The sequence below is a fragment of the Streptomyces sp. NBC_00190 genome (assembly GCF_036203305.1).
In the GTDB taxonomy this organism is placed as follows: domain Bacteria; phylum Actinomycetota; class Actinomycetes; order Streptomycetales; family Streptomycetaceae; genus Streptomyces.
The window spans coordinates 6364728-6379169 of sequence record NZ_CP108131.1 but is presented as its reverse complement, the minus strand read 5'-3'; the positions used below and the strand labels follow the sequence as shown (position 1 = coordinate 6379169).

At 72.8% G+C, this 14442-nt stretch carries 11 protein-coding genes; 3 read left to right on the top strand and 8 right to left on the bottom strand.

Annotated elements, in window-relative coordinates; all coding sequences use genetic code 11:
• The first annotated feature begins 91 nt into the window (after positions 1–91).
• Positions 92–820, top strand: a complete 729-nt coding sequence (locus OG429_RS30040) for a 4'-phosphopantetheinyl transferase family protein (RefSeq protein WP_328928377.1) — start codon at positions 92–94, stop codon at positions 818–820.
• A 393-nt stretch (positions 821–1213) separates the two neighbouring features.
• Positions 1214–2254, top strand: a complete 1041-nt coding sequence (locus OG429_RS30035) for a LuxR C-terminal-related transcriptional regulator (protein WP_328928376.1) — start codon at positions 1214–1216, stop codon at positions 2252–2254.
• A gap of 45 nt (positions 2255–2299) precedes the next feature.
• Here OG429_RS30035 and OG429_RS30030 read toward each other — a convergent pair whose 3' ends face one another.
• Genes OG429_RS30030 through OG429_RS29995 form a run of 8 tightly spaced genes read right to left on the bottom strand, consistent with a single transcriptional unit; the run spans position 2300 to position 13206 of the window.
• Positions 2300–3154: a 4'-phosphopantetheinyl transferase family protein gene (locus OG429_RS30030; RefSeq protein WP_328928375.1), complete on the bottom strand. Its 855-nt coding sequence runs from the start codon at positions 3152–3154 to the stop codon at positions 2300–2302.
• Positions 3151–3387, bottom strand: a complete 237-nt coding sequence (locus OG429_RS30025; protein WP_328928374.1) for a phosphopantetheine-binding protein — start codon at positions 3385–3387, stop codon at positions 3151–3153. Before OG429_RS30025 ends, OG429_RS30030 begins: the two co-directional genes overlap by 4 nt.
• A complete protein-coding gene (locus OG429_RS30020) occupies positions 3374–5290 on the bottom strand; it encodes an HAD-IIIC family phosphatase (RefSeq protein ID WP_328928373.1) in 1917 nt (638 codons plus the stop codon). The genes OG429_RS30025 and OG429_RS30020 overlap by 14 nt, the downstream gene beginning before the upstream one ends.
• A gap of 7 nt (positions 5291–5297) precedes the next feature.
• Positions 5298–6317, bottom strand: coding sequence for a 3-oxoacyl-ACP synthase III family protein (locus OG429_RS30015; RefSeq protein WP_328928372.1), 1020 nt, complete (start codon positions 6315–6317; stop codon positions 5298–5300).
• Complete coding sequence (locus tag OG429_RS30010) at positions 6314–9286, bottom strand: type I polyketide synthase (protein ID WP_328928371.1); 2973 nt, start codon at positions 9284–9286, stop codon at positions 6314–6316. Before OG429_RS30010 ends, OG429_RS30015 begins: the two co-directional genes overlap by 4 nt.
• Positions 9286–9597: an acyl carrier protein gene (locus OG429_RS30005; protein WP_328928370.1), complete on the bottom strand. Its 312-nt coding sequence runs from the start codon at positions 9595–9597 to the stop codon at positions 9286–9288. The genes OG429_RS30010 and OG429_RS30005 overlap by 1 nt, the downstream gene beginning before the upstream one ends.
• 37 nt (positions 9598–9634) lie before the next feature.
• Positions 9635–11386, bottom strand: coding sequence for an acyl-CoA dehydrogenase (locus OG429_RS30000; RefSeq protein ID WP_328928369.1), 1752 nt, complete (start codon positions 11384–11386; stop codon positions 9635–9637).
• The gene (locus OG429_RS29995; protein ID WP_328928368.1) at positions 11383–13206 is read right to left on the bottom strand and encodes a fatty acyl-AMP ligase; all 1824 of its coding nucleotides are present in this window, start codon (positions 13204–13206) and stop codon (positions 11383–11385) included. The genes OG429_RS30000 and OG429_RS29995 overlap by 4 nt, the downstream gene beginning before the upstream one ends.
• Before the next feature lie 175 nt (positions 13207–13381).
• Between OG429_RS29995 and OG429_RS29990 the strand changes: the two genes are divergently transcribed.
• Positions 13382–14353 carry an ACP S-malonyltransferase gene (locus OG429_RS29990; RefSeq protein WP_328928367.1) on the top strand — a complete coding sequence of 324 codons (972 nt, stop codon included), beginning with the start codon at positions 13382–13384 and terminating at the stop codon, positions 14351–14353.
• Positions 14354–14442: the final 89 nt, after the last annotated feature.

Below are 14442 nucleotides of genomic sequence, written 5' to 3'. Positions count from 1 at the left end.
GGCGGGCCGGGCCTTCGTCCCTGGCCCGGGCAGGGGCGGCGGCGGCAGCGTGGGAGCTGTCAGACCGACACATCGACCCCGAGGGAATGCCGTGCTCACGAAGCTCCTGCCATCGGATGTCGCCACCGCCGAGTCCACCGTCGACCCCGACGAGGTGTTCCTCTTCCCGGAGGAGGAACGCCTGATCAGCAACGCCGTTCCGAAGCGGCGGGCGGAGTTCGGGACCGTGCGGTGGTGCGCCCGACGCGCGATGGGGACCCTCGGGGTGCCCGCGGCGCCCGTGGTGCCGGGGCGGCGCGGGGTCCCGCAGTGGGACGCCTCGCTGGTGGGGTCCATGACGCACTGCGCGGGCTACCGGGGCGTGGCCCTGGCCCGCGCCTCGGAGTTCACCGCGGTGGGCATCGACGCGGAGCCGAACGCTCCGCTGCCGGACGGGGTGCTGGAGTCGATCGCACTGCCCCAGGAGCTGCGCCGCACGCGGGAGCTGGCCCGGGCGGTGCCGGAGGTCGCGTGGGACCGGCTGCTCTTCAGCATGAAGGAGGCGGTCTACAAGACGTGGTTCCCGCTCACGGGTCAGGAGCTGGACTTCACCGACGCCCTGGTCACCGTGGACGCGGGGCTGGAAACGTTCCGCGCCCGGCTGCTGCCGGACCCCGGGTGGCTCTCGCCGGACGGGCCCGCCGCGTTCAGCGGCCGCTGGTCGGCGGACGACGGCGTACTGCTCAGCGCCATCGCCGTGCCGGCCGCGCGGCCGGCGGGCGCCGGGGCCCGGACAGCGCGAAGCGCTCCCCCCATCCACCATGCGGGGAGCGCTTGCTGAACCGGATCACGCGCGGGGTTCCCTCATCCCCACCGGTCGTCCTCCGGTGCTGCGGTGAACCCCTGGCCGGCCCCGTCGGGCCCGCTGACTCCGACGGACAGAGCGGATGTGCTCGGCAGAACCGGGCCCGACATGAACTGCACCCCCAAAACAGACATGACCATACCCGTCAGTAAGGTCAAGTAAACCGAAGAGAATTTACCGGAAATTACCCTCACGACTCCCCCAGTCGAAGATCGAGATTAACTCCGTCAGCACGCCTTCGCCCGATTTTTCCGGCTTTGGCGTCCCTGGTGATGCGAATAGAGTGCTTGATATCGATCATTCGCGCCAAGGGCCTCACGCTGGCGTAAAGTTACGTGGCAGCAATTACACCGATCAGTGGGGGCTGGCATGTTCGCAGGGGAGGGCCCGGATTCGGGGTTCGCCGAGCTTGATGACCTCAGCGCAGCGGCGTACGGTCTCGCGGTCGAGTGCGGGCGCTTCGTACGCGAGAAGATCGCCGAGGAGCTGTCGCTGACACCCGCGGAGATCGCGCGGGTGGAGCAGGTGCTGTGCGGGGTACGCCTGCTGCAGTCCATGCCGGGGCATCCGTCCGAACTGACCCCTGTCACACCCGATGTGGCGGCCGCGTCCCTGGTGGCTCCCGCGGAGCGGCACATCAGGGAACTGCAGCAGGCGGTGACCGACGTCCGGGCGAAGCTGCTGTCCCTGACGCCGCTCTACTTCGAGGGGCGCCGGCTGCGCAACCGCCTGGAGGCCTTCGACATCATCACCGATGTCAACCGGATCCAGGCGATGCTCAACCACCTGAGCCAGAACTGCAAGAGCGAGCTGCTCACCGTCCAGCCCGGCGGCGCACGCCCCGCGGAACTGCTGGAAGAGGCGCGGGAGTCGGCACTGTCCACCCTGGCGCGCGGCGTCCGGATCCGGACCATCTACCAGCACACCGCGCGCAACGACCTGCCCACCCGCTCGTACGTCCGCGACGTGAGCCTCCAGGGCGCGGAGATCCGCACCGCCGACGAGGTCATCGACAGACTGATCATCTACGACCGGGAGGTGGCCTTCCTGCCGGAACGATCCTCCCGGGACCGCGCGCCCGGGGCGGCGATCGTGCGCGAGCCCACGCTCGTGGCGTTCCTGTGCTCCGTCTTCGAGTACCTGTGGGACGGCGCGTCCCCGTACGTCGTGGAGTCCCAACGGTCCCCCGCCTCCTCCGACGAGCTCAAGTGGTCGATCATCCGGCTGATGACCAAGGGCTACAAGGACGAGATGGTCGCCCGGCGGCTCGGCATGTCGGTGCGCACCTGCCGCCGCCACATCGCCGAGATCACCGAGGAGCTGGAAGCCACCAGCCGCTTCCAGGCCGGCTACAACGCCGCGCGTCAGGAGATACTCTCCGGCGGTACGGCGGCGTCCTCCTTAACCTGACGTTCCGTGGTGTCCGGCTCCCCAGGCGCTTGAACCCGGCGGCGGTCATCGCCCCGGGTCCTCCTCCAGCGCCTCCGTGATCGCGTCCACGCAGTCCTGGTCCAGCATCGTCGTGACATGGGCGTCCTGGAGCCGGCCGAAGCCCGCGTCGTAGACCGCGGCGCTGACGACGTAGCCCCCGTCCAGCGGGAAGGTCCGGAAGATCCACTCGTCCCCGGTGCCCGCCGTCCCGTCCGGCCGCTGGACCCGTACGGGCCTGCCGTCGGGACCGAAGCCGAACTCGGTGAAGCGGAACTGCATGCCCTGGCCGATGGCCTTGCTGTAGGCCTCCTTGAGGGTCCACAGCCGCACGAGCGCGCCGTTGCGCTCCTCCTCCGGCATCCCGGACAGCAGCACCAGCTCGTAGGGCGTGCAGATGTGGCGGCCCAGACCGCTGCCGTACATCTCGCGGTCGGCGCGCTCCGCGTCCACCCCGATCAGGCCGCAGGTCGTCAGCCCCACGAGGAGCAGGTCCTCGGTGTGGCTGAGGCTGATGTCGATCTGGTCGCAGCCGCGCAGGTACGGGCGGCCGGTCGGCCCGTAGGCCAGTTCCAGGTCGGCGGGTTCGCTGGCGAGCACCGCACCGGCCGCGTACTTCAGCAGCATCCGGGAGGCGATGTACCGGTTGCGCACGTCGGCGTGCGTCAGGTCGAGGTACCGCGTCCAGTCGCGGCCGAGCAGTTCGCGCAGGCCGTCGCCGGACGGCAGGACGGGCTCCAGGTCCTTCAGCCACGCGTAGGCCAGCGCCGTCCCGTGGGTGGCGAGGTCGTCCCTGACCCGGTCCCACGAGTCCCCTCCCGGGACCACGGCGACGGGCGCACCGAGCGGCGGGCCGAGCGTGGGGCTGCCCGGGGCGGTCATCCGTACTCCTTCACCAGCGTGTGGATGTCCCGGAGGCTGTGCGCCTCCAGCAGACGGTGCACCGGCACCCGGTGGCCCGACTCCTCCAGGAGGGCCAGCAGCCGGAGCAGGTTGAGTGAGTCCCAGCCGGGCAGGTTCACCAGAGCGGTGTCCGCGCCCGCGGGGATGTCGAGTTCCAGGCCGAGGTCGTCGCGGACCGTCCGCAGGAACGTGTCGACGCTATCGAGGTTCATCCGCCGGCCTTCCCCCAAAGGATTCGGTGATGTGTACGTGGCCGGGGACGTCGGGCACCCGCGCCAGATCGTGGTGGAACTCCACCGCCCCGTCCCCGGCCGCACGGGACCGGGCCCGCGTGAAGCCGCAGGACGGATAGAGGTCACGGACGCGGTGGTTGCGCGCCGTGGGTACGTACCGGGCCGTCACCGCGGACAGCCCGAGGTCGCGGGCCCGGCCCAGCAGCACGGCGAGGCAGGCCTGTTCGACGCCGCGGGCGAGCACACGGCAGCTCAGCCACATGTTGTCCAGGTGCAGCGCCCCGTCGGCGAAGGTCCCCAGCACCGCTCCGACCAAGCCGTTGTCGCCGAACCGGTCCGCGGTGCGGGCGGCCAGCAGCAGGTGCCGGTCCGGGTCGGCGGCGAGCGACACCAGCTCGGACTCCTGGTGTCCCCCGCCGGTGAGGTTGAACTGGTTGGTGCGCAGGGTCAGCTGGGACAGTCTGGCGAACTCGTGGGGCCGGGGCGGGCCGAGGTCCACCCTGACCCCGAGGGCCCGCAGGAACTCCTCGTGCGAGCCCGAGCTCTCGTGCAGGTCCCGGCGTTCGCGCTGCCTGTGGTACTCGCCGGTCCTGGCCCGGTCCTCGTCGGTCAGCCGCAGGGTGTCGAACCAGCCGTCCGCGAGAAGCCGGGTCACGTGCAGCGCGGGCTCCTCGTCGAGCGGTACGACGGCCACCTCGGGCGCGCCGAAGCGCACCTGGGCGCGCTCGGCGGGCGAGTCGTCGGCGAAGACGAGGGCGTCGGTGGCGATGTCCAGCCGGTCCGCGATGTCGGCGAGATTGCCGTCCTTTGGCTCCCAGTTGGCGTTGATCCGTACGAAGTCCTCCTCGCGCAGCACGAGGTCGGGATGGCCGCGCAGTGCCGCGAGGACCGGGCCCTCGTCGTTCTTGCTGCTCACCGCGAGGAGCACGCCTTGGGATCCGAGCTGTTTGACGCACTTCTGGAATGCTCCGAAGGCCTCTCCCCGCAAGGTGCCGGCCGCCGCGACGCCGTCGGGTCCCCGCTCGCCGAGCACCCCGTCCCACAGGGTGTTGTCGAGGTCGAGCACCAGGCACTTGCGGGTCATTCCGCGCAGGGCGCGCGCCAGGTGCGCGACCTCGCGGGCGTACGCGGCGAGGAGTTCAGCGCCGAGCTGCACCTTGGCGTAGCGCGCCAGGCGCTGGTCGGTGACCGGCCCGCCCTCGCCGACCAGCGGTTCGAGGTCGATCACCACGAGGCGGGTGGCGGACCCGGTGAGGCGCAGCAGGCGGGCGTTGAACTCGCGCCACACGGCGCCGAGCAGGGCCCGGGAGCGGTGGTCGAGGAGCTGGTGGCTGTAGGCGCGCGGCAGCGGGACGGTGTTGAGCACGAGGGTGCCGGGGGCGCGGTCCGCGAGAGCGGCGCACCGGCGCAGCACCTCCTCGCCCGCCGCTTCGACGTCCTCGGCCCGCCACACCGCGGGGACCTCGCTGAACACGGTCTCCGCGTCGAGCAGGCACAGCGTCAGATCCGGTGCTGCCTCCCGCAGGTCACCGCCGGGCCCGGTCAGGTCGCGCAGATAGGTGCCGTGCTCGCCGAGGACGGGACGCAACAGCAGTCCGTGGCGGGCCAGTTCACCCGTGAGGGGATCGACGACGTGCCCGACCGTGGACTGGCCTGTGACGGCCACCGTCACGACCGGTGTCCGCGGATGGTGGGCCAGCACGGCGTCGGGGTCGAGCCCGGCGAGCAGCCGCCCGGCCGCGGCCCCGGCGGCGGCGCCCGCGGGCGTGCCCGCGCCGCCCGGTCCGCTCTCGTCGGCGAGCAGCGCCGGCACCTGGTCGTACTCCTTCTCCAGCAGGCCCCGCGTGCGCAGGTCGCGCAGCCGGTCCAGTCCCGTCGTCATCGACGCCTCACACCTTCTCCAGGGCGAACCCGGCTCTGATCCACCTGCTGGACTCCACGCACAGCGCGAGTGCGCGCTCTCCGGTGGCGAACGTCGGCAGCAGCCGGTCGAGTTGCAGGAACGGCAGGGCGTTTCCCGTGTTGCCGGTCTCCGAGACGCAGGAGATCTCCCGCGCGGAGGTGACCGGCAGCCGCTCCAGGATCCGGGCGGTCATCCGCCGGGACAGCTGGGGCGGCAGCAGGTAGCCGATGTCGTCCAGGCTCCAGCCGAGTCCGCCGAGCAGCTCCCAGAGGATCTCCACGGAGATCGACGGCACGTGCTCCTCGATCGCCTTGTAGTCCTCGGCGAGCATCCGCCGCTCCGAGTGGCGGTCAGTGGTCCCGTACCAGTCGAGCACCTGGCCGGGCGGACGGCCCTGCCCGGTCCAGGAGTTCAGCACCGCCCGTACGGCCACCCGCTCGCCCTCGGGCTCGTCGGTGAGGACCGCGGCTCCGGCGCCGTCGCCGAACAGGACGTAGTTGACCAGTTCCTCGGTGGGCATCCGGGCGGTGTCCCCCCGCGGCGACAGGAAGCGGTGCGTGACGTCCCCGCCGAGGATCAGGCCGGCCCGGCGGCCGCCGGTGATCAGCGTGCGGCCGAGGTCGAGGGCCTGGATCGCGCCGGAACAGCCCGACTGGAGCTGGAAGACGGGCAGATGGCCCAGGCCCAGCCGGTCGGCGACCTCGCTCGCGGTGGTCGGCAGCAGCAGGTCGGGGGTCGCGGTCGCGAGTACCAGGAACTCCATGTCGGCGGGGTCGAGCCCGGAGGCGTCGATGGCCTGCGCTCCGGCCTCGGCGCACAGGTCGGCCAGCGAGCCGCGGACCTCCCCGGTCTCCGGGTCCCAGCCGAAGTGCCGGGTCCGGGTGCCGACGAAGACGTCGATCCACTCTTCGCTCACGCCCAGCAGCCGGCCGAGCGCGGTGTTGTCCACCGGGTCGCCGGGCAGCGCCGTACCGGTGGCCGCGAGGTAGACGGCGGGGCCCGTCATGCCGACCTCGCCGTGATCAGGTCGCCGAGGAACTCGGACAGCGAGCCGACGGAGTTCAGCGCGGGCAGCATCTGCTGGACGGACACCTCGCCGACGCGTGGCAGCCGGGCCTCCACCCGGTTCTTGAGCTGCATGATCATCACGGAGTCGAAGCCGAGGTCCTCGTGGAACCGGGCCTCGCGCACCACGCGCTCCGGCGGGTATCCGCCGACCTCGGTGACCGCCTCGACCACCGCGAGCAGCACCGGGTCGCCGGCGTCGCGGGCGGTGGCGTCGCGGGCGGTGGCGGGCGCGGCCTCGGAGGACCGCCGCTCAGGCGCGCCCTCCGGCCGACGCTCCTCGGCCGGAGCCGGGAGCGGGGCGGCGGGCGGCGGCGTCCGCCGGTCCCAGTAGCGCTGGGCCGAGGAGAAGACGTACGGGCTCAGCGGCTCGACGACGCGGTGCTCTGGGGCGTACAGCTCCTCCCAGAGCGGGTCGAGTCCGCAGCGGTGCAGCGCGGCGACCGTCTCGGCCAGGTCCCGGCCGGTCGCCTCGGGGCCCGGGGCGGGGTGCAGGAACTCGGCCCCCGGCGCCCGCCCGCCCCGGGCGGCGATCTGCAGCAGCTGGGTGCGCGGACCGATCTCGATCAGATGGGTGGGGGCGATGTCCGAGGCGAGCGCTCCCAGCGCGGTGTCCATGAGCACGGGCTCCTCGATCTGGTCGGCCCAATAGCCGGCGTCCATGGGCTCGTGGTGCAGCATCCGGCCGTACCGGGTCGAGGCCACGGGCAGCGCGGGCGTCGCGCACCGCACCTCGGCGGTACGCAGCCCGGCTGCGGCCGGGGCCATCAGGACCGAGTGGAAGGCGTGGGAGACGGGCAGCTCCCTGACCCGTACGCCGCGCCCGGTCAGCTCCTTGCCGATCCTCGCCAGGACGTCCAGGGGCCCGGAGACCACGGTGTCCGCGGGGCCGTTCAGCACGGCCACGACGGCCTCCGGCTCCGTCGCCAGGATCCCGGCGAGCTCCTCGGGTCCGGTGGCGGCGGCGATCATGCCGCCGCCCCGGGGCAGTTCGCCGATCAGCGCGCCGCGCCGGACGACCAGGCGGGCGGCCTCCTCCAGGCCGAGGGCGCCCGCGGTCACGGCCGCCGCGTACTCGCCCAGGCTGTGGCCGAGCACGGCGGCCGGGGCGATACCGAGCGAGGTGAGGGTGCGGGCCAGGGCGTAGCCGACGGCGAACAGGGCGGGCTGCGCGAACTCCGGCCGGTGCACCCGCTCGTCGCCGCCGAGGATCAGTTCGCGCACCGAGGTGCCCAGGGGTCCGGCGAGGGCCTCGTCGGCCTCGGCGAGATGACGGCGGTAGGCCTGCGACTCGTGGTGGAGCTGCGCCGTCATGCCGGGGTACTCGGTGCCCTGTCCGGTGAAGAGGAAGGCCACGACCGGTCGCCCCCACGGGCGGCCGGCGTTCCCGGCGCCGTCCTGGGCGGCGGCCCGGCGCAGTTCGTCGACCAGCTCGTCGGTGTCGCGCACGGTGAGCGCGAACCGGTGCGGCAGGCCGGTCTTGACGCGGTTGCTGCTCCAGCACAGGGCCGCGGCGCCGCCGCGCGGCCGCCTGGCGACCGCGTCGGCCTGGGCGGCGAGGTTGCGGCGCAGCGCCTCGGGGGTGTCGCCGCTGACGGTGAACACGCCGACCGGCCCGCGGGCGCTGCCCGTACGGGCCCGGGCGGCGGCAGCGGTCCGGCGGAGCCGGGGCGCCGTGCCCAGGATCGCGTGGGCGTTGGTACCGCCCATGCCGAAGCTGCTCACCCCGGCGAGGCTCTCGCCGCGCGGCAGCCGCATCGGGGACTTCAGCAGCCGCAGGCCCCGGTCGGCGAGCCGCAGCTGCGGGTTCTCCCGGTCGGCGAAGAGGCTGGCGGGGACGATGCGGTGGTGCAGGGCCAGCGCGGTCTTGATGAGTCCGGCGATGCCCGCCGCGCCCTCGGTGTGGCCGAGGTTGCCCTTGACGGAGCCGAGCGCGCACGGGGTGTCGCGGGGGACCCCGTGCACCGCGCCGAGCGCCGCGCACTCGATGGCGTCGCCGAGTACGGTCCCGGTGCCGTGCCCCTCCACGAACGCGACGTGGTCCGGGGTGACACCGGCCCGCCGGTACGCGGAGTTCAGCACCCGTTGCTGCGACCAGCGGTTGGGGGCGATGACCCCGTTGCTGCGGCCGTCCTGGTTGACGGCGCTGCCGCGCAGCACGGCGTAGATCCGCTGCCCGTCGGCAACTGCGTCGTCGAGCCTGCGCAGCACGACCAGGCCGACGCCGTCGCTGCGGCCGATGCCGTCGGCGTCGGCGCTGAAGGGCTTGCAGCGGCCGTCGGCGGCGGCCAGGCCGAGCTGTCCGTAGACCATGCCCAGGGAGGGCGACAGCACGATGTTGACGCCGCCGGCGAGGGCGGTGTCGCACTCCCCGGCCAGCAGGGAGGTGGCGGCGAGGTGCACGGCGACGAGCGAGGAGGAGCAGGCGGTGTCGACGGCGAGGCTCGGCCCTGTGAAGTTGAAGTGGTACGAGATCCGGTTGGCTGCCATCCCGGCGCTGCTGCCGGCGCCGAGGAGCGGGGTGACGCGCGCGAGGTCGCTCATGGTGAGGCGGCCCCACTCGCCGCCCATCATCCCGACGAACACGCCGGTCTCGGTGCCGGCGAGTTCGCCGGGGGCGCGGCCGGAGTCCTCCAGGGCGCGCCAGGCGCAGGGCAGCAGCAGCCGCTGGTGCGGGTCCATCGCGGCGGCCTCGCGCGGGGTGACGGAGAAGAAGTCGCTGTCGAAGACATCGACGTCGCCGAGGAAGCCGCCGCTGCCGCTGACAGCGGGGAAGTCCTCCGCTTCCCAGCGCTGTCCGGGGACGGGGCCGATCGCGGCCCCGCCCCGCAGCAGCAGGTCCCAGTACGCCTGCACGCCCGCCGCCCCGGGGAACGCGCAGTCGATGCCGACGATGGCGATGTCCCCCATCAGCGCTGGTCCCGCGCGGACGGATCGGTGGCGGCGAGGACGGCCGACAGGTGACGGACCAGGCTCTCCACGGTCGGGTGGTCCCACAGCAGCGTCGGCTCCACCTCCAGGCCGAACTCGTCCTCCAGGTCTCCGCACAGGCTCAGCGCGGCCACCGAGTCCATGCCGTACTCGGCGAGCGGCACGGTCGGGTCGATGGTCTCGGGAGCCCGGCGCAGGTACAGCGAGAGCCGGGCCGACAGCCAGGCGTGCGGCGGTACGCCGACCGCGGTCGCCGTGGTCGCGGTGTGCCGGCTGGTGGGAACGGTCATCGTGGGACTCCTTCGGTGCGTACGGCCCAGGGCCCGGTCAGCCCGGGATGGGGGTGGAGTAGAGGTCGTAGCTGATCTGGGTGCTGAAGCGGAGCTGCACCTCGTGCCGGATCCGGGTCTCGCACTCCGGTGGCAGGTCGGCCACGCGCGTGCCCAGCCGGCGGGCGATGCGGTGCAGTGCGGCCGCCGCCCAGCACGGGTCGGCGAGGAACGGGTCGGGCCCGTACCGGCCCTGGTCCCACAGGCCCAGGACGGCGGCCGCGGCCAGCAGCAGCGCGTAACGGTCCATGAGCGCGAACCGCGCGGGCTGCGCGGAGGCCGCCGAACCGGCCGCCTCCAGCCTGAGCACGCGGCCGCGTACGTCCCGGAACTCCTCGACGAGCTGGCCGGCGAGCGTGCGCAGGGCGCGCTCGACGGGACCGCCGCCGTCGATGCCCGCGCTGACGGCGAGCATCGTCGCGGTGAGGGAGTCCCGCCCGCACGCGAGGCTGAGCCGGTCGGTGCGCAGCGGTGGCAGGTCGCCGCGCAGCCGGAACAGGCCCGCGGGGGCCTCGTCCTCCAGGAACCACGAGGTCTGGGCCAGGCGCGGCATCTGGGGGATGACGGTGGCCTGGCAGGCGACCGTGCCGGCGTGACCGAGGCTGAGCACCGGTACGTCCCTGACGTGCTTCTGGAAGATGCCGAGGCTGCCCTCGCGGGTGTAGAAGCCGGAGCCGAGGACGATGGACAGGTCGTACATGGTCTCGGTGAGCACCCGGGGCAGCAGGTACTTGAGCGCCGCCGAGTAGACGCTGGTCTCGGCGGGCAGCAGGTGCAGGGCCCTGGTGGCGACGACGGCGAGGCTGTCGTAGAGCAGCAGGTTGACGAAGGCGCTGGTCAGTGCCGCGCCGGTGCGGCTCCCGTCGATGCCTCGGGCCTGCCAGCCGCCGGAGTGCTCGCGGTCGAAGCGGACGGCCGTGCGCAGGCTGGTGTCGAGCGCGGCGACGGCCGACGCGGCGATCACCGTACGGCTGATCTGGAAGGAGCGCAGGGCGGTCTCGATGCCGCTGCCCTCCGGGCCGAGCAGGGCGGAGCCGGGCACCGGGCAGTCGTCGAACTCCACTCCGGCGAACCGGCAGCCGCGCAGGCCCACCGGAGTGCGGCGGGCCGTCACCGCGGCGCGTGCGTCGGTGAGCTGCTCGGGTTCCAGCAGCATCACCGAGTGGCTGCGGCTGCCGGGCGCGGGGTCGGTACGGCAGAACAGCACCAGCGCGCCGGCCCGCTCCAGGTTGTTGACGAGGGGCTTTCCCCCGCTGATCAGATAGCCGTGCGGGCCGCGCCGGGCGGTGACCTGGCTGCGGACGTAGTCGTTGCTGTGGGCGGTCTCGTGCTGGGCGATGGCCGCCTTGCCGCCGTCGCGCAGCAGCCGGGCCAGCCAGTGCCGCTGCCGGGAGCTGCCGGCGGTCCAGACGTCGGAGGCGGCCATGAAGGTGGTCATGCCGTGGCCCATGGCCAGGCCCACGTCCCGGCGGAAGACCGGGCGCATGATCCTGACCAGGGTGTCCATCCCGTCGAGCCGGCCGCCGAGGGCCTGGGGGATGTACTCGTCGGTGATCCCGAAGTCGTCGAGCAGCGCCTCGCCGGCTGCGAAGGGCACGGCGGCCCGGTCCGCCTCCAGCAGCGCCGTGTAGCCGACCGGGTTGGCGGGGTCCGAGGGGTCGCCGAGCAGCGACTCCAAGGCGGCGACCCGGGTCCGCACGACGCTCTCGCGCCGGTGCGCCACGGCCTGGTCGCCGAGGAGGGCTGTCACCACCTTCTTCCTCCGTCGGCTCCTTCCGGCCGCAGCAGGTCTTCGCCGAACAGCACGTCCTCGGAGCGGGCCAGCGCCCACACGTCCGGGGTGAGGACCTCGTACTCGCCGCGGACCACGCCGTCGAGGAAGAGCTTGCGCATCAGGGTGCGCTGGACCTTGCCGCTGCTGGTGCGGCGCACGGCGCCGGGACGGACCAGCAGGATGTTGCCCGCCGGGATCTCGAACTCCTTGCCGATCAGGGCCTGGATCTTCTGGGCGACGGTCCGCAGTTCCTCGCTGCCCGCTCCGCGTACCTCCTGGACGAGGACGAGGTGCTCCCGTCCGGCGTCCACGGAGAACGCGGCGCCCACGCCGAAGGTCAGGGCGGGGCTCACGGTCCGCGCCGCCCATTCGATGTCCTGCGGGTACACGTTGCGGCCGTTGATGATCACGACTTCCTTGAGCCGCCCGGTGACGAACAGCTCGCCGTTGTCGAGCATCCCGAGGTCGCCGGTGCGCAGGAAGTTGCTCTCCTCGTCGTTGAGGCTGGCCCGGAAGGTCCGTACGGTCTCGGTGGGCCGCTGCCAGTAGCCGCGGGCGACGCTGTAGCCGCGCAGCCAGATCTCGCCGACCGCACCGGGCGGGAGTTCGTGGTGGGTCAGCGGGTCGACGATGCGTACTTCGACGTCGACGGGGGCGCCGCAGCCGACGAGGGTCTGGACGCGCTCGGTGCCGGTGGCGGCGGGCCCGGCGCCGATCACCCGGTCGCGTTCCAGGGCGGTCTTGTTGAAGTCCTTGCGGACGTGCGGGGTGCCGGGGACGCCGCCGGAGACGACGAGGGTCGCCTCTGCCAGTCCGTAGCAGGGACGCAGGGCCTCGGGGCGGAATCCGGCCGGGGCGAACTTCTCGGCGAACTCGTCCAGGCTCTCGGGGCGCACCGGTTCGGCGCCGTTGAGGGCGAGGCGCCAGCGGGACAGGTCCAGGCCGGCGACCTGATCGTCCTTCACCCGCCGCACGCACAGGTCGTAGCAGAAGTTGGGGCCGCCGCCGACGGTGACGCCGTACTCGTCGATGGCCTGGAGCCAGCGCAGGGGGCGCTTGACGAAGGACAGCGGGGTGACCTGGACGCTGTGGCTGCCGAGCCACACCGGGTGCAGCAGGTGGGCGACGAGGCCCATGTCGTGGAAGTACGGCAGCCAGCTGCCGAAACGGTCCTCGCGGGTGGTGTGCAGCACCTTCTGCAGGGCGGCCTGGTTGGCCAGGAGGTTGCGGTGCGAGACGGTCACACCGCGCGGTTCGGAGACCGAGCCGGAGGTGTACTGGAGGAACACCAGGTCGTCGGGGCGCGCCGTGACGGGCCGCCAGGCGTCGGGGTCGCCGATGCCGGGGACGTCGGTGACCACGCAGGCCGCGTCCGGGCGGGAGTTGCGGGCGAGCCAGAGCGCGACGTCGGGCGCCGCGGACGTCTCGGTGAGGACCACCTTGGCGCCGGTGTCCTTCAGGACGGCGGTGGTGCGGTTGAGCCGCTTGTCGCGGCCGGCTTCGCCCGGCATCGGTACGGGGACCGCGACGGCGCCCGCGTAGAGGCAGCCGGCGAAGGCCTTGAGGAACTCGGCGGTCGAGGAGTAGACGAGCAGCACGGGCTGCTCGGTCACTCCGTACTCCTGGAGGCAGGCCGCGATGCGTCTCGCCTCCCGGTCCAGCTCCCCGTACGTGAGGTGCTCGGCCTGCGCTCCGCCGACCGTGTCGCGGAGGAAGATGTGCACATCCTCGTCGGCGAGTTCAGCCGTCCGAACGCGGAGCAGTTCGGTGAAGGTGGCGAAGCGTGACTCTGACATCCGCGGCATCCCCTCGCGTCTGCGGGCCCGTGGATCTGCGGACCTCGTTTACCGGCGATCCTCCGCGCGCATCCTTAAGGGGCGCTTGCGCGAGGGCTGTCGGGGCGCCTCCGGACAGGTCCTTAGGGGGCGGCAGGGGTGCTCGGCGTGCGGACGCGCGGGCGACCCTCGGTCCATGGACATCGACACCGACACCGACACCGGGACGCCGCGGGAAGCGGCGATCGTCTTCCCCGGTATGCAACCGACCGCCTTCTCCGAGGTCGCCAGGTTCATGCTGGTCAACCCGTACGCGCGGGAGCTGCACGCGATCGCCGACGACGTGCTGGGCTTCTCGCTGGCCGACCGGTACCAGCAGGCCGACGGCGACTACTCGCTCTACGGGCAGATCTCGTTCGTGGTGAACTGCCTCGCGCTGGCACGGTGGGCGACGGACCGGCTGGAGATCGCGCCCGCGTACGTGACGGGGCCGAGCTTCGGCGCCCGGGCCGCCGCCGTGTACAGCGGAGTGCTCGATTTCGCCGATGCCGTACGGATGACGGCGCGGCTCGCCGACACGATGGAGGACTACTTCGCGCGGGAGCACCCCGCCCTGGTGACCCAGTCGATCGCGCGCGTGCCGCAGGACAAGGTCGCGCTGATGCGCCAGGAGCTCGACGAGCGCGGCGAGTGGAACGACGTGTCCTGCGTCGTCGACCACGACTTCACGATGCTGACGGTGCACGAGTCGGTACTCGACTGGCTGCAGCGGCGGATCCGCTCGCTGGGCGGCATGTCGATGTACACGATGAAGCCGCCCATGCACTCGTACCTCTTCGGCGGGCTGCGTGACCGGGTGGACGCCGAGATCTTCGACGGACTGGCCTGGTCCGAGCCGCGGCTGCCGGTCGTCGCGGACCAGGACGGCCGGGTGGTGACCACCGGCGAAGAGGTGCGCGGGATGCTGCTGGACGGTTTCGTCCGTACGGTGCGGTGGCCGGACGTGGTGGCCTCGTTGGAGCGGGCCGGTGTCGGCCGGCTGTACGTGTCCGGGCAGGACGGGCTGTTCACCCGTGTCGCGTGCACCACGCGCGCCTTCGAGGTGGTTCCGGTGACGCCCAGGTCGGCGATGCGGCCGGTGCGCCGGCGGCTGCCTGCGGCTGCCTGACGCCCGGTCGGCCGCCCGGCCCGCCGGACATGTGGCGCACGGACGACGGGAGGGGCCGGTACCCAGTGGGTACCGGCCCCTCTCACGTG